The following is a 25,915-nucleotide window of genomic DNA, read 5'->3' on the forward strand; positions in this document are numbered from 1 at the left end:
TGACGAGCGGGGCCGGTCAGGAGGACGTCAGACCTGCTGCCAGATCACCCTCTGCGCCTCGGAGGTGACGATGATCTGGAAGCGGTCCAGGGCCGGGGAGCCGTTCGCCCGCCACCGCAGCACGTGGTCCTCGACGGCGTCCCACAGCTGCACCGGCCCGCCCTGGCGGACGATCCAGTGCTCACCGTCCTGGGTGAGGGCTGCCCAGGCGCCGGCCTCCACGTCGACCAGGACATCCTGGGTCGTGTCGGCGATCGTCAGGCTGAGGCGCTGCGCGCGCGGGGCTGCCAGCTGCGCGACGAACCGCGCGACCCAGTCGTCCAGGACATCAGCGCCGACCGGCGTCGTCCGCTCCTGCCCGGCGCCGAAGTCGGGGAGCATGCCGAGCGGGGGCGGGAGCTGCGGGCGGGCGAGCATGAAGGAGACCTGACCGCCCAGGAACTGACCGCGGGTCACCCCGTCGTGGCCGACGGTCAGCCTGGCCAGCTCCGAGGAGTAAAGCCAGCCGCCGAGCGTGCCAAGGATGATGCCGCCCGGCTTGGTCTGCTCGATCCACGTGTGCGGTAGCTCGAGCACGCCGCAGGTGGCGACCAGCCGGTCGTATGGGGCGCCCTCTTTGTGCCCGGCCAGGCCGTCACCGACGACCAGTTCGGGGAAGTAGCCGCAGGTGCCGAGGGCGGTGCCGGCCCGGCGTGACACTTCGGGGTCCACTTCCACAGAGGTGACCAGGTCGTCGCCGAGCCGGTGACAGAGCAATCCGGTGGAGTACCCCGTGCCGGTGCCGATCTCCAGCACCCGGTTACCGTCCTCAACCCGGAGGTTTTCCAGCATGCGGAGGACCAGGTTCGGCAGTGTGCTGGAAGAGGTCGGAACACGCATGATCTGGCCATGGATGTCGCCGGGCACGATGGTGCCGGCGATCTGCGTGACCAGCGACTCGTCGGCGTAGCAGCGTTCCAACCAGCCGTCGGTGTCGGCCAGGACCGGCCGCCAGGCGGTCGGGGCGGAGCCTTCGACCCGCTCGAAGAAACCGCCGCGGAGGAACTCGTGCCGGGGCACCTCTTCGACGGCCTGCCGCCACGGCTCGGTGCGCAAGGCGCCGGCCCCGGCAAGCTGGTCGGCCAGGGCCCGGCGCAGGGCGGCGGAGGCCATGACACTCATCAGCGGTTCTTCCCTTCCAGGAGGTCGGCCATGGCCCCGAGCATCGGCAGGCCGGTCTCGGGTTCCAGCCAGTACCACTGGCCGGACGGATTGCACTCCAGGAACCACCATTGCCCCTGGCCGTCGACAGCGAAGTCGAAAGCGCCGAAGACCAGCCCGAAGTGGCCCAGGTATGCGTGGAGGGCCTCGGTAACTCCGGGCGGCGGTTGGGCGACGGAATAGCGCAAGCGGCCATAGTCGGTGCGCCAGTCCAGCAAGTCCGAGTCGATACGGACGGCGAAGACCCGGTCACCGATGACGGTGACCCGTACGTCTGCGGCCTTGTCGACGCGCTGCTGGAACAGGTGTGCGGTCCCGGAGACGGCCTCATCGATATCGTTGGCCCCGACTTCGGCAACCTCAACGGTGCACGAGACGCCGTCGATGCGGTACAGCGGCGCCGACAGCGGCTTGTAGATCACCGGGCTGTACTGCTTGACGAAGTCCCGGGCCGTGTCCGGGTCGGAGGTGATGACCGTAGGCGGCAGGCGGAAACCCGCTGTCGCCGCGGCGACCAGGCCGGACGGTTTGAACTCGGCATCCCCAATGCGGTGTGGGTGGTTGACGTACCGGCAGCCCGGCAGCGAGGCCAGAATGCCACCGAGCCCGTAGCGGGCCTGGGTGATGGCGAACCGAGCGTCCTGCTGATCCAGGTGGGGGAAGGTGAAGCCGGAGGGCCGGCGATAGTACAGGGAACGGATGCCGGACAGGTTTGCTGACCGGGACGGCGTGGACAGTGTGCCCTCCACGCCGTTCGACGTGAACGTGGCCGCGACCGACAGGGCGTGGGGGAAGTCCCCCGAGTCGAACCGCACGACCGGGACATCCCGTTCGTGCAGCTCGCTGATCACCACGTCGGCCGTAGGGTCGTCCAGGTTGGTGACGACCAGGACCGGGCCGGAACCGGTCACTGGTCGCTGTCGTTCCCGGTGTCCTGGTCACCGCCGCCACTGCCGCCACCGCCCTGGCCGTCGGATGGGTTGCCGGTGTTGGTAGGCGGGTTCGTCCCGGTGCTGGTGCCGTGCTTTCCCATCTCCAGCACCTGTCCATCGGCGTCGAAGTAGCGGGCGGTCTGGGTGGCGGGGTCGAGTTCGGTCCGTGCGTAGCCTGGGGCGAACGCCGGGTAGGGCGCCATGCGCCGCAGGCCCCAAGGGACGGGAGTTGAGGCGCCGGACGGCAGCGGCGTCCCGGTCGGGAGCCGATCGGAATGAGCAAACAAGGGGCTTCCTCTCATTGCGTCGGGTGTGGGTACGGCCCGCCTAGCGCTCGGCCTGCTCAGAGCCCCTCACGCCGGGGCAGGGCGACCCCTCGTCAGGGACAGCGTGTGGCGCACGCGGCGTGGACGCGGCCCGACCGGGCCGCCTCACCAGGCGGGCGGCCGACGCCGTACGGCTCCCACGCGTCGTCGCCATGGATCAGCCGGTCGCACAACGGGCACATCCTGATGCCGAGGAGGCTGTCGTGATGGCCGACCAGGGACACGACCGATCGCGCCAGCCCCTTCACCCGCTCAACCTCACCTTGCAGGCCCGCGGCCTCGGGCTCGCCCATGCGGCTGTGAGCTTCGGCGATCGCGGCGAGTGCCACGTTCGCAGGGACGTCGTCAGCGGACTGAGTGGCGGCGAGTTTCTCGATCTGCGGAGTCATCTGCTCGATGAAGGCGCGGAAGTCGGCCTCAAAGCTCTTGACCGTCTGGTGGCCCAGCAGCGTGGGCTGCTCGATGAACCAGGTCGCCTGACTGGCCATCGTGACAACGGTCGAGGCGAGCGCCTCTGTGCCGCGGGTGGCGTTCATCGCGCATCCCCCCAGGGGCCTGCTTGGGCACCCGCCCCTGCGTACACGCCCTCGCCCAGGCGCGCCACGTAGGGCCGGACCAGAACGCCTGTGCCCTCCCGCAGTGGCGGCGCCTGCCGTTCCCGGCGGTGACTGCGTGCGGTCACGAGCCGCGCGCCCCATACCTCAGGCCACGGATGGCGAGAGGGCTCGGGGAGCGCCGTGTGCGGGGCGGGGGCACGGCGGTGCCGACCGGGAGTGCGCGGTCCGAACAGCACCGCTCTTACCCATTCGAGTGCTCGCGATAGGAAAGTCATCGTCGACGCTCCTCAGCAGCGTTGGCCGCGCCCGGGGCCGTGTCAGCGGTCGCCGGGCTTCGTCATTTCCGGCAGCCGGACACAGCACGGCCGCTTTCACGGCGCGCCGGCACGGCACAACCCAAAGACTGGACCGGTCCACCGGTCCAGTCAAGCGGCTTGGATGCGCTGCTACCTCATCGGGTACGTGTCCGTCTCTTCGAACACGTGCGACGGCGTGACACCGATCTCGCACACCAGGGGACGTCGGTCCTGGTCATACGCCACGTGCCGCACGACGGCCACCGCCACAGGCTGATCCACTTCGAGCACGCCGGCTTCCTCGTCACTGGCCAGACGGACCGTCGTGATGTCGACACCTTCAGCGGGCGACCGACCGGTTTCACGCCGCACATAGTGCGTGGTGCCTTCGGCGATAGGTCCATTCAGGGCCAGCCGGGGCGCCAGGTCGGCGACCGCCGGCGGAAACCATGCGGTGACGAGCGTTCCCGGCGAGCCGTCGTCGAGAAGCACCAGACGCCTCCGCCGCAACGCAGTCTCGCCGGGCTTCAGCCCCAGGGCATCGATCACGTGCGCGGGCGGGACGACCCGGTCAGGAACCCCCAGTCGCCGGTACGGCGCGCCGCCCGTGACGCGGCTTGAGTCAGCCCGGCGTCCGCCCGCAGGACGCGCGATCGGCGCCTCGGCGACCGTGAACCCTGCTCCCTGCCGGGCCACGACGAGGCCATCGGCCCGTAGCACGTCGTATGCCTTGACGACCGTGGCCCTCGACACGTTCCACTGCTCGGCCAGATCGCGACCTGACGGCAGCAGCTCACCCGGGCCGAACTCACCGTTGGCGATGCGCGTGCGCAGGTCGTCGGCGATCTGCTCGTACTTCAGCAGGGACATGGCTTGCTTCCGATCACTGGACTGGTCCACCGGCAGGCCACCAGAATGCTCGCATGACGAGCCCTGAGCTAGCGCCGGAGATCACGCGGTTCTACAGCGAGACCATCGACGAGGCGGACAGGCTGACCACCACTGCCGATGGGCGCTTGGAGATGGTACGTACGCAGGAGTTGCTGCGCCGACACCTCCCCCAGCCACCAGCCCGGGTCCTCGATGTCGGCGGAGGCCCCGGCGCCCACGCCCGCTGGCTCGTGAAGGACGACTACACCGTGCACCTCGTCGACCCGATCCCACGCCACATCGAGCAGGCCAAGGACACCGGCGCCACCGTGGAGCTCGGGGACGCCCGCCAGCTCACCGGCGAGGACGCCTCATACGACGTCGTGCTCCTGCTCGGCCCCCTCTACCACCTCATCGAACGCGCCGACCGCAACCGGGCCCTCGCCGAGGCGTACCGCGTACTCAAGCCAGGCGGCCTCCTGGCGGCCGCGGGCATCAACCGATACTCGTCCCTGTTCGAACACGCCGCCTTTGCCCACCTCCACAAAGAGGCGGTGCAGGTGAGCATCTGCGGCATCCTGCGCAGCCAGATCCACGACGGGAAGAAGGCGTTCACCGCTGCCTATTTCCACAGCGGCGAGCAACTGCGCAACGAGGTCGCCGCGGCCGGGTTCGAGGGAGCCGAGGTCTTCGGCATCGAGGGCCCCGCCTGGTCGATGCTTGCGGCAGCCGAGCGCAACACCGGCGGCGACTTCCGCGACTCTGCCCTCTTCAGGTCGGCACTGACCGCAGCGCGCATGGCCGAGCCCTACCCCGAGTTGCTGGCAGCGAGTTCCCACCTGCTGGCGATCGGACGCAGACCGGCGTGATGGCAAAGAAGGGACTACCGCCTCCGGCCGGGAGGTGCCGGCCACCGAACGGCACCCGATGAACCGCGCAGCGGGATGGCAGGCTTGGGGCATGCGCAGACCCTCCGTCCTCCTCGCCGCGGCCCTCCTCGTGGGCGTCTTCGCCGTGCCCGCCGCCGCCGCGGACACCGACGAGGACTTCACGATCAAGGACCCGCGCATCACCGAGTCCAGCGGTCTGGCCGCCTCCCGGCTCCACCCCGGCATCTACTGGACGCACAACGACAGCGACGACGGTCCCTACATCTACGCCGTCGACAGCGGGACGGGCGAGACCGTCGCCCGCCTCACCCTCACCGGCGTCGGCGCGCCCCGGGACGTCGAGGCGATCTCCATCGGCCCGGGCAACCGGATCTACGTCGGCGACATAGGCGACAACCTCGGCGGCAGCTGGCCCCACGTGTGGATCTACGAGCTGCCCGAGCCGAAGACGCTGAAGGACCAGACGGTCCGGGCCACGCAGTACGTCGTGAAGTACTCCGACGGGGCCCGCGACGCCGAGTCCCTCGTCGTGCACCCGAAGACCGGCCGGGCCTACATCGTCGACAAGAACGAGAAGGGCGGGCATCTGTATGAGGGGCCCGCCGAGCTCTCCGCCTCGGGCACGAACGTCTTCCGGCCCGTCGCCGCCGTGCCCGACCTGGAGGCCACCGACGCCACGCTCTCCCCGGACGGCGAACACCTCGTCGTCCGCAGCTACTTCGGCGCGATCGCGTACGACTGGAACGGCGGCGAGATCAAGCGGAAGCAGCGGCTCGGCGTGCCGTTCCTCGGGCAGGGCGAGTCCGTCACCTACACCGCCGACGGGACGAGGCTCATGTACGGCGCCGAGGGGGCCGACAGTTCGGTGGAGGGGCAGGACGCGCCCGGCGGCTCCGGATCGGCGGCCGGGGGCGGGAGTCCATCAGCGCGCGGTGGCGGCGGTGGCGGCGGCGACGGGTTCAGCGGCAGTCTCAAGACCGGCGCCATCGCCGTGGCCGTGGCCTGCGCCGCCCTGCTCGGTCTGCGCGGGCTGAGGCGGCGCAGGTAGCAGCATGGGACGGCGGCTCATGAGGCCGGCTCGTCTCGGCGTTGCGCCACGAGTACCTCCAACCCGTCCAGGATCCGCTGCAGTCCGAACCCGAAGTGGTCGAAGTCCGGCCCGAACGTGTCCACGGAGAGGGACGCCATCACCGGGTAGCGGCCCGAGGCCAGGGCCTTCTCCAGCGCGGGCACCTGTGCCTGCCAGAACTCCGCGTCCGTCAGGCCCGTCCGGCGCTCCGCCTCCTGCTGGTAGAGCTGCGTGCGCGCGGCCCCGACGACGTACCCGTCGATCAGGGTGATCGCGGAGACCAGTTCGGGGTCCGTCAGCCCCATCGGGCGGATCAGGGTGAGGATCTTCTCCATGCCGTCCAGGGCGCTCGGGCCCAGGATCGGACGGGACTGGTTGACCTGGAGCAGCCAGGGATGGCGGCGGTACAGGGCGAGCGTCCCGCGGGCCATGGCCTCCAGGGCGGCACGCCAGCCGCCGTCGCCCAGGTCCGCCGGATTCTCGGAGGGACGCTGGACCCGGTCCAGCATCAGGTCGAGCAGCTCGCCCTTGCCGGGGACGTACCGGTAGAGCGACATGGTGCCGGTGCCGAGTTCGGCGGCGACCCGGCGCATGGAGAGCCCCTCCAGACCCTCCGTGTCCGCGACCCGGATGGCCGCTTCCACGATCTGCTCCAGGGTCAGGGTCGGCTTGGGACCGCGGCTGGGACGCCGGCCGGTGTCCCACAGCAGTTCGAGGGTGCGGGCGATATCGCCGCTGCCGCTGGTCTCCGCACTGCCCGCACTGCCCGCACTGCCTGTGCCGCCAGTACCGCCAGTACCACTCGTGCCGCTTTCCATGGAGCCCAGCTTAGGGCCACGACAAAAAACTGGGTACGGCGTACGCGCAATCGGGTACGGTGTACCCAGTTAGGTGACGCGCTGGGCACGAGCACAGAGGAGGGGCGGCATGGACGGATACGCGGTGCGGGCCGAGGCGCTGGAGAAGCGGTACGGCGAGAAACGCGCCCTGGACGGCTTCGACCTGGCCGTACGCGAGGGCACGGTGCACGGCCTGCTCGGGCCGAACGGGGCGGGCAAGACCACCGCCGTCCGCATCCTGTCCACGCTGATCCGGCTGGACGGCGGCAGGGCGACGGTCGCCGGTCTTGACGTGGCCCGGCAGCCGCGCGAGGTGCGGGCCCGGATCGGGCTCACGGGGCAGTACGCGGCGGTGGACGAGGTGCTCACCGGCCGCCAGAACCTGGAGATGTTCGGCCGGCTGTTCCACCTGGGCGGGGGGCGGGCCCGGCTCCGGGCGGCCGAACTGCTGGAACAGTTCGGCCTGGCCGACGCCGCCGACCGGGGCGTGGACACGTACAGCGGCGGCATGCGGCGCCGCCTCGACCTCGCCGCGTCGATGATCCTCGCCCCGTCGGTCCTCTTCCTCGACGAGCCGACCACCGGTCTCGACCCCCGAAGTCGCGGGGAAGTCTGGGATTCCGTACGGGCGTTGGTGGCGGGCGGCACGACGGTGCTGCTCACCACGCAGTACCTGGAGGAGGCCGACCGGCTCGCCTCCCGCATCACCGTCATCGACCAGGGGCGGGCCATCGCCGACGACAGCCCGGACGGGCTGAAGAACCTGGTCGGCGGCGACCGTATCGAGGTCGTGGTCGCCGAACGAGCAGAGATCCCGCGCGTGCTGAAGGTGGTCGCCCGGGTCGCCGACGGCGAACCCGAGGCGGACGAAGCCGAGCTGCGGGTGCACGCCCCGGTCACCGACCGGGTCACGGCACTCACCGAGGTGGCGCGGACCCTCCAGGACGAGGGCGCCCGCGTCCAGGACATCGGGCTGCGCAGGCCCAGCCTCGACGACGTGTTCCTGCGCCTGACCGGACACCGGACCGAGGAGGGGGCAGCGGCATGAGCGCCATCGACCTGAGCTCGCCCGGCACGCACGGCCGCACCTACTGGCTGCTCGCCGACTGCTGGAACGTCGTCCGCCGCGGACTGACCCACTACCAGCGCCAGCCGGTCAACATCGCCTGGCAGCTGGGCTTCCCGATCCTCTCCGTGCTGCTCTACGGCTATGTCTTCGGCAGTGCGATGAAGGTGCCGGGCGGCGGCGACTACAACGACTACCTGATGCCGGGCATGTTCGCGATGACCATGGCGTTCGGCTTCATCAACACGGCGACCGTCGTGGTCCACGACTCCACCAAGGGTGTCATCGACCGCTTCCGCTCCATGCCGATGGCGTCCTCCGCCGTGGTGGCCGGACGCGGTGTCACCGATCTGCTCGTCGCCTGCGCCGAGTTGGCGATCATGATGCTCACCGCGCTCGCCATGGGCTGGCGGCCGGACGGGGGCCTCGGCTTCCTGGCCGCGTTCGGGCTGCTGCTGTGGCTGCGGTTCGCGCTGATCTGGATCGGGGTGTGGCTCGGCCTGCTCGTGCCCAACCCGGAGGCGGCGGGCGGCCTGTTCGCGGTGGCCTTCCCGCTGACGATGATCTCCAGCATCTTCGTCGCGCCGCAGCTGATGCCCGACTGGCTGGGCTGGGTGGCGGTCTGGAACCCGATCTCCTCCACGGCGGCGGCGACCCGCGAGCTGTTCGGCACGCCGGTCGGCGGCGAGACATGGGTCGAGCGGCACGCGCTGCTGATGGCCGGGGTGTGGCCCCTGATCCTCACGCTGGCCTTCCTGCCGCTGGCCGTACGGCGGTTCAGGAAGCTGAGCCGCTAGGCCCGGTCGCCACGTTCCCGCCTGCCCCGCGACGCCATGCGCGCCCTCTCGCACGCATCTGACGCCGCGGGGCCCGCTCTTCGGGCGGACGACGGGAATGTGACGACAGGGCCCAGTAGGTGTCCGCACCTCCCGGAGGGTTGACGTGCTCATGGTGCGTCAGTTTCCTGGGAGGTGCGCGGCGAAAATGGGAGCGCTCCCATGTACGAGTTCCGGGGCCGCGCCTCCCCGAGAGGAAGCAGCCATGTTCCGCACTCTGCGAAGAGCGCTGTGCGTCGCCGCGGCGCTCCTGTTACCCCTGGCCGGTATCCAGTCGGCCCAGGCCGACGCGGACGCCGGCGTCGACGCCCGGGCCGGCGCCGGCTACTGGCACACCAGCGGCCGGCAGATCCTGGACGCGGCCGGGCAGCCGGTCCGTATCGCCGGCGTCAACTGGTTCGGCTTCGAGACCGACATCCACGTCGTCCACGGCCTGTGGGCCCGCGACTACAAGAGCATGATCGACCAGATGAAGTCGCTGGGCTACAACACCATCCGGATGCCCTACAGCGACGACATCCTCAAGCCCGGCGCCATGCCCGAGAGCATCAACTTCGACGGCAAGAACACCGACCTGCGGGGTCTGACGTCGCTGGAGGTCCTGGACCGGATCGTGGCGTACGCCGGTCAGGCAGGACTCAAGATCGTCCTGGACCGGCACCGCCCGGACGCGGCGGGCCAGTCGGCGCTCTGGTACACGGCGTCGGTCCCCGAGTCGACCTGGATCGCGGGCCTCAAGTCCCTCGCGACGCGCTACAAGGGAAACCCCACCGTCGTCGGCATCGACCTGCACAACGAGCCCCACGACCCCGCCTGCTGGGGCTGCGGCGACACGGCCCGGGACTGGCGGCTGGCCGCCCAGCGCGCGGGCAACGCCGTGCTGTCGGTCAACCCCGACCTGCTGATCATGGTCGAGGGCGTGCAGTCGTACAACGGCAGCAACGGCTGGTGGGGCGGCAACCTCATGGGCGTCGCCCAGTACCCGGTCCAACTGGACGTCCCGAACCGGCTGGTGTACTCGGCCCACGACTACGCCACGTCGGTGGCGCAGCAGTCGTGGTTCAGCGACCCGTCCTTCCCGGCCAACATGCCCGGGATCTGGGACAAGTACTGGGGCTACATCTTCAAGCAGAACATCGCGCCGGTGTGGCTCGGCGAGTTCGGTACGACGCTCCAGCCGGCGGTGGACCAGAAGTGGCTGGCCGAGCTGGTGAAGTACCTGCGCTCGACGTCGGCGTACGGCGCGGACGGCTTCCACTGGACGTTCTGGTCCTGGAACCCCAACTCCGGTGACACGGGCGGGATCCTGAAGGACGACTGGCAGACCGTGGACACGGCGAAGGACGGATACCTGGCGGCCGTCAAGGCGCCGGGCTTCGAGGGCGGCGGTTCCGGACCCGGCCCGGGCGGCCCGGGTGACCCCGGCGGCGGTAAGGCCGCCTGCTCCGCCGTCTACACCGTCAGCAGCGACTGGGGCGGCGGGTTCAACGCCGAGGTGAAGGTGACCAACACGGGCACCGTGCCGCTCACGTCCTGGAAGGTGAGCTGGACCTGGACCGGCTCGCAGAAGGTCACCAGCATGTGGAACGCGACGCACACCCAGAGCGGCGCGACCGTCACGGCGGTGAACGCCGCGCACAACGGGAGCGTACCGGCGGGAGGTTCGGCGAGCTTCGGTCTGAGCGGCGCGCCCGGGGGCGGCGGTGTGCCGAGCGTGAGCTGTACGGCTGCCTGAGGGCGAAGTGAGGTGAGGGGGGAGAAGCGTGCCGGAAATCGCCGGAACACCCCTGTTTCTGAAGGTGCTTGAAGACGTGCGATGACTCGATTCGGTCAAGTCTTGGTCGAAAACGTACGTGCGGGGCGTCCTCTTCCGAAACGATGCGGCACGGACCGTGGGACCCGCGGTCCTGACCCCCCTCACTGTTCTGAGAGAACTCCATGAGAAGAAGCGCAGCCGTCCTGTGCGGCGCGACCGTCGTCCTGGCCGGGACGCTCACCGCCGTCCCCGCCAGCGCCAGTGCGCCGCACTCCGCGAACACCGCTCAGGCCGCGAAGGTCACCTGGAAGAAGTGCGGTACGGAGGACACCCCGACGATGCAGTGCGCGTCGGTGAAGGTGCCGCTCGACTACGCCAAGCCGCAGGGGAAGCAGATCACGCTGGCGCTGTCCCGCGTGCCGCACACCGCCAAGACGTACCAGGGCCCGCTCCTGGTCAACCCCGGCGGCCCCGGCGGCAGCGGTCTGTCGCTGGCCGGTTTCGTCGCGTCGTCCCTGCCGAAGGAGGTCGCCGCCCAGTACGACGTCATCGGCTTCGACCCGCGCGGCGTGGGCAAGAGCCAGCCCGCCCTGGACTGCAAGCCGGGCCACTTCGACCCGGTGCGCCCCGACTCCGTGCCCAGCACGCCCGCGCTGGAGAAGGCCAACCTCGACCGGGCCAAGTCCTTCGCCCGGGCCTGCGGCAAGAAGTACGCGGGTGTCCTGCCGTACATCAACACGGTCAGCGCCGTGAAGGACATGGACTCGATCCGCAAGGCCCTCGGCGCCAAGAAGATCAACTACTTCGGCTACTCGTACGGCACCTACCTCGGCTCGGTCTACGCCAAGCTGTACCCGGAGCGGGTGCGGCGCCTGGTGCTGGACTCGATCGTCGACCCGACCGGGGTCTGGTACGAGGACAACATCCAGCAGGACTACGCCTTCGACAAGCGCCACAAGGCGCTGATGGCGTGGATCGCCAAGTACGACTCGACGTACAAGCTCGGCACCGACCCGAAGAAGGTCGAGGCCAAGTGGTACGCCATGCGGGCGGCCCTGGCCAAGAAGCCGGCGGGCGGCAAGGTGGGCGCCTCCGAGCTGGAGGACATCTTCATACCCGGCGGCTACAACAACGCCTACTGGCCCACCCTCGCCCAGACGTTCGCGGCGTACGTCAACAAGAAGGACACCGCCGCGCTGGTCAAGGCGTACGACAACATCGCCGCCATCGACGCCTCCGGCGACAACGGCTACAGCGTCTACACCGCGGTGCAGTGCCGTGACGCGTCCTGGCCGCGTGACTGGAAGCAGTGGCGCAAGGACAACTGGGCGGTGTACGAGAAGGCGCCGTTCATGACCTGGAACAACGCCTGGTACAACGCGCCGTGCGCGTTCTGGCCGACCAAGACGCTGAAGCCGGTGAACGTGGCGAACACCAAGCTCCCGCCGGTGCTGCTGTTCCAGGCGACGGACGACGCGGCCACCCCGTACCAGGGCGGTGTCACCATGCACCGGCTGCTGCGCGGCTCCAGCCTGGTCGTGGAGCAGGGCGGCGGCAACCACGGCATCTCGCTGAGCGGCAACGCCTGCCTCGACAAGTACCTGGCGACGTACCTCACCAGCGGCAAGGTGCCGCACGGCAGCGGTGTGGCCGACGCGGTCTGCAAGAAGCTGCCCGACCCGAAGCCGCAGGCCACGGCGGGCAAGACCCCGAGCACGGGCCAGTCGGCCGTCGCGACGGTCGGCGACACCCTGCGCGGGATCCTGGGGTCCGGTGTCTGACGCGCTCGCGTGAGCATCGCCTGACATGACGTGAGGGGCGCCCGGGTCTGCCGGGCGCCCCTTGCGTGTTCACGTGCGGCCGCTGCCTCCGTACGACGCGAGCCATCGCGCCAGCTGCCGACGACGGTTGGGTGACCGGGCAGCCGTCGAGCCAGTCGGAGTCGCGCAGCCCCTCGGCGAGGGAGGCGGTGAGCGCGGCGAGGGCCTTCGCCGGGTCCGGCTCCGCGTCGAGCGACTCGCGCAGCAGCTCGGTGAACTCCTCGTCGCCGAGCCGCACCGCGGCCGTGCCGAGTTCCTGCTTGCCGCCGGGGAAGAAGTGGTAGACCGAGCCGAGCGTCCGTGGCCGCCGGGTAGCGCACGGCGCATGCGACAGGGCGCCCGGCGGTACTCCGCCGGGCGCCCTGTCGCACATGCGGGGGAAGATCAGAGCTTCTCGATCACGTAGTCGACGCACTTCGTCAGGGCCTCGATGTCCGCCGGGTCGACCGCCGGGAACATCGCGACGCGCAGCTGGTTGCGGCCGAGCTTGCGGTAGGGCTCGGTGTCGACGATGCCGTTGGCGCGCAGGACCTTGGCGACGGCGGCGGCGTCCACCTCGTCCGTGAAGTCGATCGTGCCGATGACCTGGGAGCGCTTGGCCGGGTCGGTGACGAACGGGTTCGCGAACTTGACGTCCTCGGCCCAGCCGTACAGCGTCCGCGCGGAGGTGGCGGTGCGGCGCACCGACCAGTCCAGGCCGCCCTGGCCGTTGATCCACTCCAGCTGCTCGTTGAGGAGGAACAGGGTGGCCAGGCCGGGGGTGTTGTACGTCTGGTTCTTGCGGGAGTTGTCGATCGCCGTCGGCAGCGAGAAGAACTCCGGGACGTGCCGGCCGGACGCGTGGACGCGCTCCGCGCGCTCGATGGCGGCCGGGGAGAAGACGCCGATCCACAGGCCGCCGTCGGAGGCGAAGGACTTCTGCGGGGCGAAGTAGTAGACGTCCGTCTCGGCGATGTCGACCGGGAGGCCGCCGGCGCCGGAGGTGGCGTCCACGAGGACCAGGGCGCCCTCGTCGGCGCCGGCCACGCGCTTGATCGGCATGGCGACACCGGTCGAGGTCTCGTTGTGGGTGAAGGCGTAGACGTCGACGCCCGCCGCGGCGACCGGCTCGGGGTGCGTGCCCGGGTCACTGGAGATGACGTCCGGCTCGGCCAGCCAGGGCGCGAGCTTGGCGGCCTTGGCGAACTTGGAGGAGAACTCGCCGAAGCTGAGGTGCTGCGACTTGTTCTCGATCAGGCCGTGCGTCGCGATGTCCCAGAACGCGGTGGAGCCGCCGTTGCCGAGGATCACCTCGTACCCGTCGGGGAGCTGGAACAGCTCACGGATGCCCTCACGCACCTTGCCGACCAGGTTCTTGACAGGGGCCTGGCGGTGGGAGGTGCCCATGAGGGACGTGCCACTGGCGGCGAGGGCGTCCAGCGCCTCCGTCCGCACCTTGGAGGGACCCGCGCCGAAACGACCGTCCGCGGGCTTGATGTCAGAGGGAATCCGGATCTCAGCCACGGAGGGGAGCGTAGTCGCTTCCCGAAACGCGGGCGAAACGTCGTCCGTCGGGTGAGACGGTGTTGAGTGGGGGCATGAGCGCAGACATGAGCGGAGGCATGTCCGGACTTGAGGCGGGGTTGCGGGCGGCGGTCCGGGGCGAGGTCGGGTTCGACGTCACCTCCCGGGCGCTGGTCACCATGGACGCGTCCAACTACCGGAGGGTTCCTCACGGGGTCGTCGCCCCCGTGGACGCCGACGACGTCGCCGCCGCGGTGGCCGTCTGCCGGGAGCACGGGGTGCCCGTCGTCGCCCGCGGCGGGGGCACGTCCATCGCGGGTCAGGCCACCGGCACCGGCGTCGTCCTGGACTTCACCCGGCACATGAACCGGCTGGTCGCCCTGGACCCCGAGGCGCGTACGGCCGTCGTGCAGCCGGGGCTGGTGCTCGACCGGCTCCAGGAGGCGGCGGCCCCGCACGGGCTGCGCTTCGGGCCGGACCCGTCCACCCACAGCCGGTGCACGCTCGGCGGCATGATCGGCAACAACTCGTGCGGCTCGCACTCGGTGGCCTGGGGGACGACCGCGGACAGTGTGCGCGAGCTGGACGTGATCACCGCGCGCGGGCGGCGGCTGCGGCTCGGGCAGGGGTGGGCCGGCGCGCCGGACGGCCTGCGGGAACTGGTGGACGGCGAACTGGCCCGGCTGCGCACCGGCTTCCCGGAGCTGCCCCGCCGTATCTCCGGATACGCGCTGGACGCCCTGCTGCCCGAGCGGGGCGCCGACGTGGCCCGCTCCTTCTGCGGTTCCGAGGGCACGCTGGGCGTGCTGACGGAGGCGGTCGTACGACTGGTCGAGGCACCACGCGCGCGTGCGCTGGCCGTGCTCGGCTACGCCGACGAGAGCGCGGCGGCGGAGGCCGCTGCCGGGCTGCTGCCGTACAGCCCGCTGACGGTGGAGGGCATGGCGGAGGACCTGGTGCCGTCCCCGGCCGCCCTGCCGCGGGGCGCGGCCTGGCTGTTCGTGGAGACCGGCGGGGAGTCGGCCGAGCAGGCACGCGCGCGTGCGGAGGCGATCGTGCGGGCGGCCGATGGCGTGGACGCCCTGGTGGTCACCGACCCGGCGGGGCAGCGCGCGCTGTGGCGGATCCGGGAGGACGCGAGCGGCACGGCGACCCGGATGCCGGACGGGACGGAGGCCTGGCCCGGCTGGGAGGACTGCGCGGTACCGCCCGCCCGGCTCGGGCCGTATCTGCGGGACTTCCGGGCGCTGCTGGCGGCCCATGGGCTGCGCGGCACGCCGTACGGGCACTTCGGGGACGGCTGCATCCACGTCCGGATCGACTTCGACCTGCTGACGGAGCCCGGCATCGCCCGTTTCCGCCGCTTCTCGGAGGAGCTCGCGGAGCTGGTGGTGACCCACGGCGGTTCGCTGTCCGGGGAGCACGGCGACGGGCAGGCGCGGGCGGAGCTGCTGCCGAAGATGTACGGGCCGGAGATGGTCGGCCTGTTCGAGCGGGCGAAGGTGGTGTGGGACCCGGACGACCTGCTCAACCCCGGCATGCTGGTCCGCCCCGCGCCCCTGGACGCCGGCCTGCGCTTCTCCGTCCTGCCCCGCGAGCCCGTCGACGTCGCCTTCGGCTACCCCGCCGACGGCGGTGACTTCCCGGCGGCGGTACGGCGCTGTGTGGGCGTCGCCAAGTGCCGTACGACGTCGGTGTCCGGCTCGGGCGTCATGTGCCCGTCCTTCCGGGCGACCGGCGCCGAGGAGCACTCCACGCGCGGGCGTGCCCGGCTGCTGCACGAGATGCTCGCCGGTGAGGTGGTCACCGACGGCTGGCGCTCCACGCAGGTGCGGGACGCCCTGGACCTGTGCCTGTCCTGCAAGGGCTGCCGGTCGGACTGCCCGGTGGAGGTGGACATGGCCACGTACAAGGCGGAGTTCCTCCACCACCACTACGCCGGCCGGCGCCGGCCGGCCGCGCACTACACGATGGGCCGGCTGCCGGTGTGGCTGCGCGCCGTGTCCCGTACGCACACGGCGCGGCTGGTCAACGCCCTGGCCCGGGTGCGGCCTGTGGCCGGGGTGGCGAAACGGCTGGGCGGGATCGCCCCCGAGCGGGAGATCCCCCGGGTGGCGACCCTGACGTTCAGCCGGTGGTGGGAGCGGCGCCGGGCCTCCGTGCGGGGCGGCGACCTGGTCGTCCTGTGGCCCGACACCTTCACCGAGTACCTCTCGCCCTCCGTGGGCCGGGCCGCCGTGCGGGTGCTGGAGGCGGCCGGGCTGCGGGTGGCGCTGCCGCCGACCGTGCGCCTGGAGAAACCGCCGGTGGGCGACGGCAGGACCGTCGCCCTCGACCCGCTGTCCCTGCTGCGGGGCCGGGGCCACGTCTGCTGCGGGCTGACGTATGTGTCGACGGGGCAGCTGGACCGCGCCCGGGCGGTCATGCGCCGCACGCTCGACCTGATGGAACCGGTGCTGGAGACCGACGCGCCGGTCGTGGTCCTGGAGCCGAGCTGCGCGGCGGCCCTGCGCACGGACGTCCCCGAGCTGCTGCACGACGACCCGCGCGCGGCCCGCCTCGCCGCGAAGGTCCGCACGTTCGCGGAGGCACTGGAACGCCACGCCCCCGGCTGGACACCACCGCGCGTGGACCGCCCGGTGACCGGCCAGACCCACTGCCACCAGCACGCGGTGCTGGGCGACGCCGCCGACCGCCGACTGCGGGGAGCCGCACAGCTCACGGGCGAGCTGAGCGGGGGCTGCTGCGGCCTCGCGGGAAACTTCGGCTTCGAGAAGGGCCACTACGAGGTGTCCGCCGCCTGCGCGGAGGAACAGCTCCTGCCGTCGGTACGGGACGCCCCCGACGGCACGGTTGTCCTGGCGGACGGCTTCTCCTGCCGCACGCAGCTGGAGCAGCTGGCGGGCGTGCGGGGCAGGCACCTGGCGGAGGTGCTGGCGGCGGGGCTGGAGGGGGACGGCTGACACCGACTGCCCTCACGCCCGCGCTTGAGGCGTTCGGGCCACGGCAGCGGCGGACCCGAGTGTCTGAGCCGCGGCAGGGGCGAAGCCGCTCCTAGGCTCTCGGCACCAGCCACTCGAAGGAGCCCGCGCATGAGCGTCCGCGTCCAGCCGATCACCCGTGACGAGCATCTCGCGTTCGTCGCGGCCCGCCCCTCCGCCAGCCACACGCAGATCCCCTCCTGGGGCGAGGTGAAGCCCGACTGGCGGGCGGAGAGCCTCGGCTGGTTCGACGAGGCCGGGCAGCTCGCCGGCGCGGGACTGGTACTGCTGCGCCCGCTGCCCGGGCCGAAGCTGCCCGGACTGCCGCGGTACCTGGCGTACCTGCCCGAGGGCCCGCTCATCGACTGGCACGAGCCCGGCCTCGAACATCTGCTGGAGCCGCTGGTCGCCCACCTCGGGAGCCGGGGCGCCTTCGCGGTGCGGATGGGCCCGCCGGTCGTGGTGCGCCGCTGGAGCGCCGAGGCGGTCAAGGCGGCGATCGCGGATCCGGCCGCCCGGCGCCTGCGCGACGTGCGGGCGACGTCGTTCGAACCGCGGGCCGGCCAGGTAGCGGACACCCTGCGCCGCATGGGCTGGCGGCAGACCGAACCCGGCGGCGAGGACGGCTTCGCCGCGGGACAGCCCCGGTACGTCTTCCAGGTGCCGCTGGCCGGGCGGTCGCTGGAGGACATCCGCGGCGGCCTGAACCAGCAGTGGCGGCGCAACATCACCAAGGCGGAGAAGGCCGGCGTGAAGGTCGTACGCGGCGGCTACGAGGATCTGCCGGCCTTCCACGAGCTGTACTGCGAGACCGCCGAGCGGGACCGTTTCATCCCGCGCCCGCTGCCCTACTTCCAGCGCATGTGGAGGGCGCTCACCGCCGAGCACCCGGACCGGATGCGGCTCTACCTCGCCCACCACGACGGCGAGGTGCTCGCCGCCGCGACGATGCTGACCGTCGGCGACCACGTCTGGTACTCCTACGGCGCCTCCACCAGCCGGCGGCGCGAGGTCCAGCCGAGCAGCGCCGTGCAGTGGCGGATGATGACGGACGCCCATGAACTCGGCGCCGCCGTCTACGACCTGCGCGGCATCACCGACACGCTGGAGGAGTCCAGCCATCTGCTGGGCCTGCTCCGGTTCAAGGTGGGCACGGGCGGCGAGGCCGTGGAGTACCTCGGCGAGTGGGACTTCCCGGTCAACCGGCTGCTGTACAAGGCGCTGAGCCTGTACCTGGCCCGCCGCTGAGGGCCCGGCCCGGAGCACTCCGGGACAGTGGCATAAACGGTTTACGCACCTGAGCGAGTCCATTACTCTGGACTTCAAAGTACATCTTGCTGCACACGAGTGTGCAGCAAGATGTAGGTACGCCGAGCACAGGACCTGCCGTGACCACTCCGGACACCGCCACCACGCCCCAGTCCGCGACGACCGCCGCTGCCACAGCACAGGGCCGACCGGGCCGCCTCGGCTCCCTCGGGCCGGTCGGCCTGGTGTTCGCGGGCGGGATCTCGGTGCAGTTCGGCGGCGCGCTGGCGGTGATGCTGATGCCGAGGGCGGGCGCCCTCGGGGTCGTGGCGCTGCGGCTGCTCGTGGCGGCGGCCGTCCTGCTGGTGGTCTGCCGGCCGCGCCTGCGCGGCCACTCGCGCACCGACTGGGGCACGGTCGTCGTCTTCGGCATCACCATGGCCGCGATGAACGGCCTCTTCTACCAGGCCGTCGCCCGCATCCCGCTGGGCCCCGCGGTCACCCTGGAGGTCCTCGGCCCGCTCGCCCTCTCGGTCCTGGCGTCCCGCCGCGCGATCAACGTCGTCTGGGCGGCACTCGCCCTGGCCGGCGTCTTCCTCCTCGGCGGGGGAGGCTTCAGCGACCTCGACCCCATAGGAGCGGCCTTCGCCCTGGGGGCCGGCGCCATGTGGGCGGCCTATATCGTCTTCAGCGCCCGTACGGGCCGCCGCTTCCCGCAGGCGGACGGCCTGGCACTGGCCATGGCGGTGGGGGCGGTGCTGTTCCTTCCCCTGGGCATCGCCGAGTCGGGCCCGAAGCTGCTCGACCCGGTGACGCTGGGCCTCGGCGCGGCGGTGGCCCTGCTCTCCTCGGTCCTGCCCTACACCCTCGAACTCCTCGCCCTGCGCCGCCTGCCCGCCTCCACCTTCGCGATCCTCATGAGCCTGGAACCGGCCATCGCCGCGACGGCCGGCTTCCTCCTCCTCGACCAGACCCTCACCACCACGGAGGCCGCCGCGATCGCCCTCGTCATCGCGGCGAGCATGGGGGCGGTACGGACCCAGGTCGGGCGCGGACGCGGCGGTGGCCGCCGGAAGACGGCGCCGCTGGAGGGTACGGGGCTGGAGGGCTAGCAGCCACCCGGGAGCCGGAGCCGCCGCCCGGGAAGCCGCGTAGGCCGGGGCGCGTCCACCGAGGCCGCTGACCGCTCTCCGCGCGCCACGCGAAACCCCACGTCGTCGATCCGGAACGTCGGATGACTCCGGCGCCGAACAGAAGCGCGGCAACTCCAGTGCTCGTCGGCCCAGCCGCCGCCCCGCAGCACCCGGTAGGTGCCGTACACCTCGGCGTCATAGAGGTCCCAGCACCACTCCCAGACATTGCCCAGCATGTCGTAGAGGCCCCACGCGTTGGGCCGCTTGCCGCCCACGGGGCGGATGCGCTCCTGCGAGGTGCCGCGATACCAGGCGATCTCGTCGAGCCTCCCGTACCGCGGCCCGCTGCCGCCGGCCCGGCAGGCGTGCTCCCACTCCGCCTCGGTCGGCAGCCGGTACCCGTCACCGGAGGCGTCCCACCCGACCGACTCCGAGTCGTCGCACAGGCGGTACACGGGCGTCAGCCCCTCCGCCCGGGACAGCGCGTTGCAGAACCGGACCGCGTCCCACCACGACACACCCTCGACAGGCAGCCGCTCACCACGAACGGCACTCGGCCGCTCCCCGGTGACCTGGGCGTACCAGGCCTGAGTGACGGGGAACACCGACATCCGGAACGCCGCCACGTCGACGGCCCAACTCCGCCGCGTCCGCCGGTCGGACAGCGTCACCTGCCCTGGGGGGACGGCCACCAGCCTGTTCTCCACGTCCATGCCGGCTCCCATGCCGGGCCACACTAACGGCGGTCGGACGCCGGCCGTGAAATTTCCGTGCGGGCCGCGGAGTTGATCTGACCATGACTCAAGGCCCCGCCCCCCGCCCCCTGTCCGACGAAGCCCTCTCCGGCCTGCTCGGCAAGCAGCAGTTCGGCACGCTCGCCACCGTCAAGCGCAACGGACGGCCCCATCTGACCACCATGGTCTACAGCTGGGACCCCGACGCCCGGATCGTGCGGTTCTCGACCACGGCCGACCGCGTCAAGGTCAGGCAGCTGCGGCACAATCCGCGCGCGGCGTTGCATGTGCAGGGCGGTGACGTGTGGTCGTTCGCCGTCGCGGAGGGCGAGGCGGAGGTTTCCGACGTCACGACGGTTCCAGGTGACGAGGTCGGGCGGGAGCTGCTCGGGATCATCCCGGAGGAGGCCAGGCCGGAGGACGAAGGCGCGTTCCTGGAGCAGTTGGTGGCCGAGCGGCGGGTGGTCGTGCGGTTGCACGTGGACCGGCTGTACGGAACGGCGCTGGACATCGACGGCTGAGGCCTGCTGCGAGCGGTGGCCACAGTGCCGCGTGCGGTGGTCGGCCATCAGGCAGGTGGCCGGCTCCGCGGGGCCATGTCCGACCCGCGGGCGACAACCGCCCCGGGATCAACCCCTAGGGGCTCCCTAGCGCACCAACACCCCCCGCACCGAGATCCCGTAATGCACCCGCAGCCGCCGCAGCTCCCACAACCCGACCGCGGTCACCGACAGCGGGGCCCCGAGCACGAACACCGCCCGCACCGCCGCCGGCACGCCCGCATACGCCCCGTTGACGACGTCGATCAGCGCCATCTCCCAGACCAGCGTCATGGCGAGCAGCGGCGGCATGGTCTGGTGGATGTCGGCCGTGCGGAACACATGGATCAGGGCCAGGCCGATGCCCCAGAAGATGAACGGCGTCACCCACACCAGGGTGAACACGATGACCACCCAAGTGACCACCGTCATCACCGGGTTGATCGCGAGCTTCCCGTCGAGGATGCCGGTGAGCACGGACGCCGGGAAGACGGCGACCCCGGCGATCAGGGCCACGATCGCGCCGAACGACTTCGCGGCCCGGCGCAGGAGGTCCCGGCGGGCCGACGGAGCCGTCAGGGCCGTCAGGACGCCCACGACCACCGGAAGCGTCACGGACAGCACCAGCACGCTGATCCACGACTGCTGGAACCGGTCGTCCGCGACGTCCTCGACGGAGCGGGCGATCTTGTAGGACAGCGACACCCACACCACCGCGCCGAGCCCCACGAGCGTACGGATCTTCTGCATGCGCGCGATGAACGGATCCTCGACGAGGTCCGGCCGGGACGGCTTGAAGACCCGGCGCGCGGTGTGGATGGGGCCGATCCGCCGCCGCAGCCGCGTGAAGGGGCCGGGCGGCGGCGCCTGCGGTGGCATCGGGTGGGGTGTGTAGGGGTGCGGCACATGGGGCGGATAGCCACCGCCACCGCCCGGCGGCGGTTGTGGCGGCCCATAGGGGCCGGGAGCGGGCGGATAAGGCCCGGGCTGCGGCGGCGGGTACGGCTGTCCGCCGTGCGGGCCGTACGGCGGCGGCTGCCCGCCCGGGTTCCAGTTGCTCATCCTTGTGTCTCCCCCGATGCGTGACCCCTGCGCGACCCGGTGAACGAGCGCGTCCCAGAGTGTATTGATCGCGCCGCGAAAGAACACGCTTTCAGCCACCCCACAGTTTCATGCAAGCACGCTTGATTGTTTCTGGCTCCGCTGCCATGCTCCTCAGCACGCCGCACCAACCCCGCACACCGTCGTGCCCCGAGGGGAGCGCCCGTGTCCGATCCGACGTCCGTGATCGACGACCTGCGTGAGGAGAGCGAGGAACTCGACCGCCTCGTCGCCGGGTTGAGCGCGCCGCGCTGGGCTCTCCCCACCCCCGCTCCCGGCTGGACCGTCGCCCACCAGATCGCCCACCTCGCCTGGACGGACCGCACGGCCCTGCTCGCCGTCACGGACGCCGACGGCTTCCGGGCCCTGGTCGACAAGGCCCTCGCCGCACCGGGCTCCTTCGTCGACGAGGGCGCCGAGGAGGACGCCGGACTCCCGCCCGCCGAGCTGCTCGCACGGTGGCGCGACGGCCGCACGGCGCTGGAGGAGGCGCTGCGGGCCGCCCCGCCCAAGGCGCGCTTCCCCTGGTACGGCCCACCCATGTCGGCCGCCTCGATGGCGACGGCCCGCCTGATGGAGACCTGGGCCCATGGTCAGGACGTGGCCGACACCCTCGGTGTGGTGTGCCCACCCACCGACCGACTGCGGCATGTGGCCTGGCTCGGGGTGCGGACCCGGGACTTCGCCTACGGTGTGCACGGGCTGACTCCGCCCGCCGAGCTCTTCCGCGTCGCACTCGACTCGCCCTCGGGCGATGTGTGGGCGTACGGGCCCGAGGACGCCCCGCAACGCGTCACCGGGCCCGCCCTCGACTTCTGCCTCCTGGTCACCCAGCGCGCCCACCGCGCCGACCTCGCCCTGCGCGCCGACGGCCCCGACGCCGACCGCTGGCTGGACATCGCCCAGGCCTTCGCGGGGCCGCCGGGCGCCGGGCGCCCCCCGAAGGGGGCCACACCGTGACCCTGCGCATCGGCAACGCCTCCGGCTTCTACGGCGACCGCTTCGACGCCCTGCGAGAGATGCTGACCGGCGGCGACCTGGACGTCCTCACCGGTGACTACCTCGCCGAGCTGACGATGCTCATCCTCGGCCGGGACCGGCTGAAGGACCCCGCCGCCGGATACGCCCGCACGTTTCTGCGGCAGTTGGAGGACTGTCTCGGGCTCGCCCACGAGCGGGGCGTGAAGATCGTCGCCAACGCCGGCGGGCTCAACCCGGCCGGACTCGCCGACGCCGTACGGCACTTGGCCGGCCGGCTCGGCATCCCGGTGCGTGTCGCACATGTGGAGGGTGACGACCTCACCGCCGCCCACCCCGGCAGCCTCGCCGCCCACGCCTACCTCGGCGGCTTCGGTATCGCGGCCTGTCTGCGGGCCGGCGCAGACGTCGTCGTCACCGGGCGGGTGACGGACGCGGCACTCGTCACCGGGCCGGCCGCCGCCCACTTCGGGTGGCGGGAGACGGACCACGGCCGGCTGGCGGGCGCCGTCGTCGCCGGGCACGTACTGGAGTGCGGGGCGCAGGCCACCGGCGGCAACTACGCCTTCTTCCGGGACGGCGACGTGCGCCGGCCGGGCTTCCCGCTCGCCGAGCTCCACGAGGACGGCAGCTGCGTCATCACCAAGCACCCCGGCACCGGCGGCTTCGTCGACGTCGGCACGGTCACCGCCCAGTTGCTGTACGAGACGGCCGGGGCGCGGTACGCGGGGCCGGACGTCACCGCCCGGCTCGACACCGTGCGGCTCGCCCAGGACGGGCCCGACCGGGTGCGGATCGAGGGCGTGCGAGGGGAGGCGCCGCCGCCCGCCCTCAAGGTCGGGCTCAACACGCTCGGCGGCTTCCGCAACGAGGTCGTCTTCGTGCTCACCGGCCTCGACATCGAGGCCAAGGCCGCCCTGGTGCGGGAGCAGCTGGAACCCGCCCTGAGCGAAGTCAGCGACGTGCGCTGGGAGCTGGTCCGCACCGATCGGCCCGACGCCCCGAGCGAGGAGACGGCGAGCGCGTTGCTGCGGCTCGTCGTACGGGACCCCGACCAGGAGGTCGTCGGGCGGGCCCTGAGCGGGGCGGCCGTGGAACTGGCGCTCGCCAGTTATCCCGGCTTCCATGTGCTGGCACCCCCCGGAAAGGGGTCGCCCTATGGGGTTTTCGAGGATGTGTACGTCCCCCATGGTGCCGTCGACCATGTGGCCGTCCTCCCTGACGGACGCCGGGTTCCGGTGCCGCCGCCCGAGGACGTCCTCGTACTCGACGACGTGCCGGAACCAGCGCTGCCCGAGCCGCTGCCGCCCGGCCCCACCCGGCGCGCCCCCCTCGGCCTCGTCGCGGGCGCCCGCAGCGGCGACAAGGGCGGCAACGCCAACGTCGGCGTCTGGACCCGCACGGACGACGCCTGGCGCTGGCTCGCGCACGAGCTGACGGCCGACCGGTTCCAGGAGCTGATCCCCGAGAGCCGGCCGCTGAAGGTCACCCGGCACGTCCTGCCCAACCTCCGCGCCCTCAACTTCGTCGTCGAAGGGATCCTCGGCGCGGGCGTCGCCGCACGGCACCGCTTCGACCCGCAGGCCAAGGCCCTCGGCGAATGGCTGCGCTCCCGCCACCTGGACATACCGGAGGCCCTCCGATGACCGCCCTGACCTCCGCACTCGACCCGAGCGGCCCCGAGTACCGGGCCAACCGCGAGACCATGCTCGCCAAGCTCGCCGAACTCGACGCCGAGCACGCCAAGGCCCTCGCGGGCGGCGGCGAGAAGTACGTCGAGCGGCACCGCAGCCGCGGCAAGCTCCTCGCCCGCGAACGCGTCGAGCTGCTCCTCGACCCCGACACGCCCTTCCTGGAGCTGTCCCCGCTGGCCGCCTGGGGCAGCGACTACACCGTCGGCGCTTCCCTCGTCACCGGCATCGGTGTCGTCGAGGGAGTGGAGTGCCTGATCACGGCCAACGACCCGACCGTGCGCGGGGGAGCGAGCAACCCCTGGTCACTGAAGAAGGCCCTGCGCGCGAACGACATCGCCCTCGCCAACCGGCTGCCCTGCATCAGCCTGGTGGAGTCCGGCGGCGCCGACCTGCCCTCCCAGAAGGAGATCTTCATCCCCGGGGGCGCCGTCTTCCGCGACCTCACCCGGCTGTCCGCCGCCGGAATCCCGACCGTCGCGGTCGTCTTCGGCAACTCCACCGCCGGGGGCGCCTACATCCCCGGCATGTCCGACCACGTGATCATGGTCAAGGAGCGGGCGAAGGTGTTCCTCGGCGGTCCGCCGCTGGTGAAGATGGCCACGGGGGAGGAGAGCGACGACGAGTCCCTGGGCGGCGCCGGGATGCACGCGCGCGTGTCGGGACTCGCCGACTACTTCGCCGTCGACGAGCACGACGCGCTCCGGCAGGCCCGCCGCGTGGTCGCCCGCCTCAACCACCGCAAGGCCTACGGCGATCCCGGCCCGGCCGAGCCTCCCAAGTACGACGCCGAGGAACTCCTCGGCATCGTCCCCGGCGACCTCAAGAGCCCCTTCGACCCGCGCGAGGTCATCGCCCGCATCGTCGACGCCTCCGACTTCGACGAGTTCAAACCGCTGTACGGGACGAGCCTGACCACCGGCTGGGCCGCGCTCCACGGCTATCCGGTCGGCATCCTGGCCAACGCACAGGGGGTCCTCTTCAGCGAGGAGTCCCAGAAGGCCGCCCAGTTCATCCAGCTCGCCAACCAGCGTGACATCCCGCTGCTCTTCCTGCACAACACCACCGGTTACATGGTCGGCAAGGAGTACGAGCAGGGCGGCATCATCAAACACGGCGCCATGATGATCAACGCGGTCAGCAACAGCCGCGTCCCGCACCTCTCGCTCCTCATGGGCGCCTCCTACGGCGCCGGCCACTACGGCATGTGCGGCCGGGCCTACGACCCCCGCTTCCTCTTCGCCTGGCCCAGCGCCAAGTCGGCCGTGATGGGCCCGCAGCAGCTCGCGGGCGTGCTGTCGATCGTCGCCCGCCAGTCGGCCGCCGCGAAGGGGCAGCCCTACGACGAGGAGGCGGACGCCGCGCTGCGCGCCATGGTGGAGCAGCAGATCGAGTCCGAGTCGCTGCCGATGTTCCTCTCCGGGCGGCTGTACGACGACGGCGTCATCGACCCGCGCGACACCCGCACCGTCCTCGGCCTGTGCCTCTCCGCCCTCCACACCGCCCCCTACGAGGGCGCGCGCGGCGGCTTCGGCGTCTTCCGGATGTGA

22 protein-coding genes are annotated in these 25,915 nt (G+C 71.6%); 13 read left to right on the plus strand and 9 right to left on the minus strand.

The features are described from left to right. Window positions 1-27: 27 nt before the first annotated feature. From tgmC to ACFZDA_RS09510, 5 genes are all read right to left on the minus strand, one after another. Window positions 28-1,161 (minus strand): ATP-grasp peptide maturase system methyltransferase, encoded by a 1,134-nt coding sequence (gene tgmC / locus ACFZDA_RS09490; protein ID WP_391077429.1) that lies wholly within the window; start codon window positions 1,159-1,161, stop codon window positions 28-30. Beyond that, window positions 1,161-2,111 (minus strand): ATP-grasp ribosomal peptide maturase, encoded by a 951-nt coding sequence (tgmB, locus tag ACFZDA_RS09495; protein WP_391077431.1) that lies wholly within the window; start codon window positions 2,109-2,111, stop codon window positions 1,161-1,163. The genes tgmC and tgmB overlap by 1 nt, the downstream gene beginning before the upstream one ends. Beyond that, a complete protein-coding gene (gene tgmA / locus ACFZDA_RS09500) occupies window positions 2,108-2,419 on the minus strand; it encodes a putative ATP-grasp-modified RiPP (RefSeq protein ID WP_359762846.1) in 312 nt (103 codons plus the stop codon). Before tgmA ends, tgmB begins: the two co-directional genes overlap by 4 nt. Before the next feature lie 92 nt (window positions 2,420-2,511). Further along, the gene (locus tag ACFZDA_RS09505; protein ID WP_391077436.1) at window positions 2,512-2,994 is read right to left on the minus strand and encodes a DUF6415 family natural product biosynthesis protein; all 483 of its coding nucleotides are present in this window, start codon (window positions 2,992-2,994) and stop codon (window positions 2,512-2,514) included. 467 nt (window positions 2,995-3,461) lie between these two features. Beyond that, window positions 3,462-4,181 (minus strand): GntR family transcriptional regulator, encoded by a 720-nt coding sequence (locus ACFZDA_RS09510; RefSeq protein WP_391077439.1) that lies wholly within the window; start codon window positions 4,179-4,181, stop codon window positions 3,462-3,464. A 53-nt stretch (window positions 4,182-4,234) separates the two neighbouring features. Here ACFZDA_RS09510 and ACFZDA_RS09515 point away from each other — a divergent pair, with 53 nt between their 5' ends. Further along, window positions 4,235-5,050, plus strand: coding sequence for a methyltransferase domain-containing protein (locus ACFZDA_RS09515; protein WP_391077442.1), 816 nt, complete (start codon window positions 4,235-4,237; stop codon window positions 5,048-5,050). A 91-nt stretch (window positions 5,051-5,141) separates the two neighbouring features. Next, a complete protein-coding gene (locus ACFZDA_RS09520; protein ID WP_391077444.1) occupies window positions 5,142-6,119 on the plus strand; it encodes a WD40 repeat domain-containing protein in 978 nt (325 codons plus the stop codon). Between the two features lie 17 nt (window positions 6,120-6,136). Here the strand turns inward: ACFZDA_RS09520 and ACFZDA_RS09525 are convergent, their stop codons facing one another. Next, window positions 6,137-6,958, minus strand: coding sequence for a TetR/AcrR family transcriptional regulator C-terminal domain-containing protein (locus tag ACFZDA_RS09525; RefSeq protein ID WP_391077447.1), 822 nt, complete (start codon window positions 6,956-6,958; stop codon window positions 6,137-6,139). Between the two features lie 109 nt (window positions 6,959-7,067). On the opposite strand from ACFZDA_RS09525, the gene ACFZDA_RS09530 reads away from it, so the two are divergent. The 4 genes from ACFZDA_RS09530 (at window position 7,068) to ACFZDA_RS09545 (ending at window position 12,418) form a co-directional block, all read left to right on the plus strand. Continuing rightward, window positions 7,068-8,027, plus strand: coding sequence for an ATP-binding cassette domain-containing protein (locus ACFZDA_RS09530; protein WP_391077450.1), 960 nt, complete (start codon window positions 7,068-7,070; stop codon window positions 8,025-8,027). Further along, window positions 8,024-8,842 (plus strand): ABC transporter permease, encoded by an 819-nt coding sequence (locus tag ACFZDA_RS09535; protein WP_391077453.1) that lies wholly within the window; start codon window positions 8,024-8,026, stop codon window positions 8,840-8,842. The genes ACFZDA_RS09530 and ACFZDA_RS09535 overlap by 4 nt, the downstream gene beginning before the upstream one ends. Window positions 8,843-9,086: 244 nt before the next feature. Further along, window positions 9,087-10,616, plus strand: a complete 1,530-nt coding sequence (locus tag ACFZDA_RS09540) for a cellulase family glycosylhydrolase (RefSeq protein ID WP_391077456.1) — start codon at window positions 9,087-9,089, stop codon at window positions 10,614-10,616. A gap of 203 nt (window positions 10,617-10,819) precedes the next feature. Beyond that, on the plus strand, window positions 10,820-12,418 hold the full coding sequence (locus ACFZDA_RS09545; RefSeq protein WP_391077459.1) for an alpha/beta fold hydrolase: 1,599 nt from the start codon (window positions 10,820-10,822) through the stop codon (window positions 12,416-12,418). Window positions 12,419-12,841: 423 nt separating this feature from the next. On the opposite strand, the gene serC is transcribed toward ACFZDA_RS09545, so the two are convergent. After that, on the minus strand, window positions 12,842-13,960 hold the full coding sequence (serC, locus tag ACFZDA_RS09550) for a phosphoserine transaminase (RefSeq protein ID WP_391077462.1): 1,119 nt from the start codon (window positions 13,958-13,960) through the stop codon (window positions 12,842-12,844). Between the two features lie 98 nt (window positions 13,961-14,058). Between serC and ACFZDA_RS09555 the strand changes: the two genes are divergently transcribed. The 3 genes from ACFZDA_RS09555 to ACFZDA_RS09565 all read left to right on the plus strand — a co-directional run bounded on the left by ACFZDA_RS09555 (window position 14,059) and on the right by ACFZDA_RS09565 (window position 19,301). Further along, complete coding sequence (locus tag ACFZDA_RS09555; RefSeq protein ID WP_391078545.1) at window positions 14,059-16,923, plus strand: FAD-linked oxidase C-terminal domain-containing protein; 2,865 nt, start codon at window positions 14,059-14,061, stop codon at window positions 16,921-16,923. A 129-nt stretch (window positions 16,924-17,052) separates the two neighbouring features. Beyond that, window positions 17,053-18,189, plus strand: a complete 1,137-nt coding sequence (locus ACFZDA_RS09560; protein ID WP_391077465.1) for a peptidoglycan bridge formation glycyltransferase FemA/FemB family protein — start codon at window positions 17,053-17,055, stop codon at window positions 18,187-18,189. A 140-nt stretch (window positions 18,190-18,329) separates the two neighbouring features. Further along, complete coding sequence (locus ACFZDA_RS09565) at window positions 18,330-19,301, plus strand: EamA family transporter (RefSeq protein ID WP_391077468.1); 972 nt, start codon at window positions 18,330-18,332, stop codon at window positions 19,299-19,301. Here ACFZDA_RS09565 and ACFZDA_RS09570 read toward each other — a convergent pair. Then, window positions 19,298-20,035 carry an SUMF1/EgtB/PvdO family nonheme iron enzyme gene (locus ACFZDA_RS09570; protein WP_391077471.1) on the minus strand — a complete coding sequence of 246 codons (738 nt, stop codon included), beginning with the start codon at window positions 20,033-20,035 and terminating at the stop codon, window positions 19,298-19,300. The two genes, ACFZDA_RS09565 and ACFZDA_RS09570, sit on opposite strands and share 4 nt — an antisense overlap. An 83-nt stretch (window positions 20,036-20,118) precedes the next feature. On the opposite strand from ACFZDA_RS09570, the gene ACFZDA_RS09575 reads away from it, so the two are divergent. Then, complete coding sequence (locus ACFZDA_RS09575; RefSeq protein ID WP_391077474.1) at window positions 20,119-20,577, plus strand: TIGR03618 family F420-dependent PPOX class oxidoreductase; 459 nt, start codon at window positions 20,119-20,121, stop codon at window positions 20,575-20,577. Between the two features lie 126 nt (window positions 20,578-20,703). Here the strand turns inward: ACFZDA_RS09575 and ACFZDA_RS09580 are convergent, their stop codons facing one another. Beyond that, entirely contained in the window at window positions 20,704-21,657 is a 954-nt protein-coding gene (locus ACFZDA_RS09580; RefSeq protein ID WP_391077476.1) for a hypothetical protein, read from the minus strand. Between the two features lie 204 nt (window positions 21,658-21,861). Here ACFZDA_RS09580 and ACFZDA_RS09585 point away from each other — a divergent pair, with 204 nt between their 5' ends. From ACFZDA_RS09585 to ACFZDA_RS09595, 3 genes are read left to right on the plus strand one after another with little or no spacing between them, the layout of a single operon-like run. Further along, window positions 21,862-22,656 carry a TIGR03084 family metal-binding protein gene (locus ACFZDA_RS09585; RefSeq protein WP_391077479.1) on the plus strand — a complete coding sequence of 265 codons (795 nt, stop codon included), beginning with the start codon at window positions 21,862-21,864 and terminating at the stop codon, window positions 22,654-22,656. Further along, a complete protein-coding gene (locus tag ACFZDA_RS09590) occupies window positions 22,653-24,320 on the plus strand; it encodes an acyclic terpene utilization AtuA family protein (RefSeq protein WP_391077482.1) in 1,668 nt (555 codons plus the stop codon). The genes ACFZDA_RS09585 and ACFZDA_RS09590 overlap by 4 nt, the downstream gene beginning before the upstream one ends. Then, on the plus strand, window positions 24,317-25,915 hold the full coding sequence (locus ACFZDA_RS09595; RefSeq protein ID WP_391077485.1) for a carboxyl transferase domain-containing protein: 1,599 nt from the start codon (window positions 24,317-24,319) through the stop codon (window positions 25,913-25,915). The genes ACFZDA_RS09590 and ACFZDA_RS09595 overlap by 4 nt, the downstream gene beginning before the upstream one ends.

Origin of the sequence: Streptomyces sp. NPDC007991 (assembly GCF_042958445.1) — a bacterium.
In the GTDB taxonomy this organism is placed as follows: domain Bacteria; phylum Actinomycetota; class Actinomycetes; order Streptomycetales; family Streptomycetaceae; genus Streptomyces.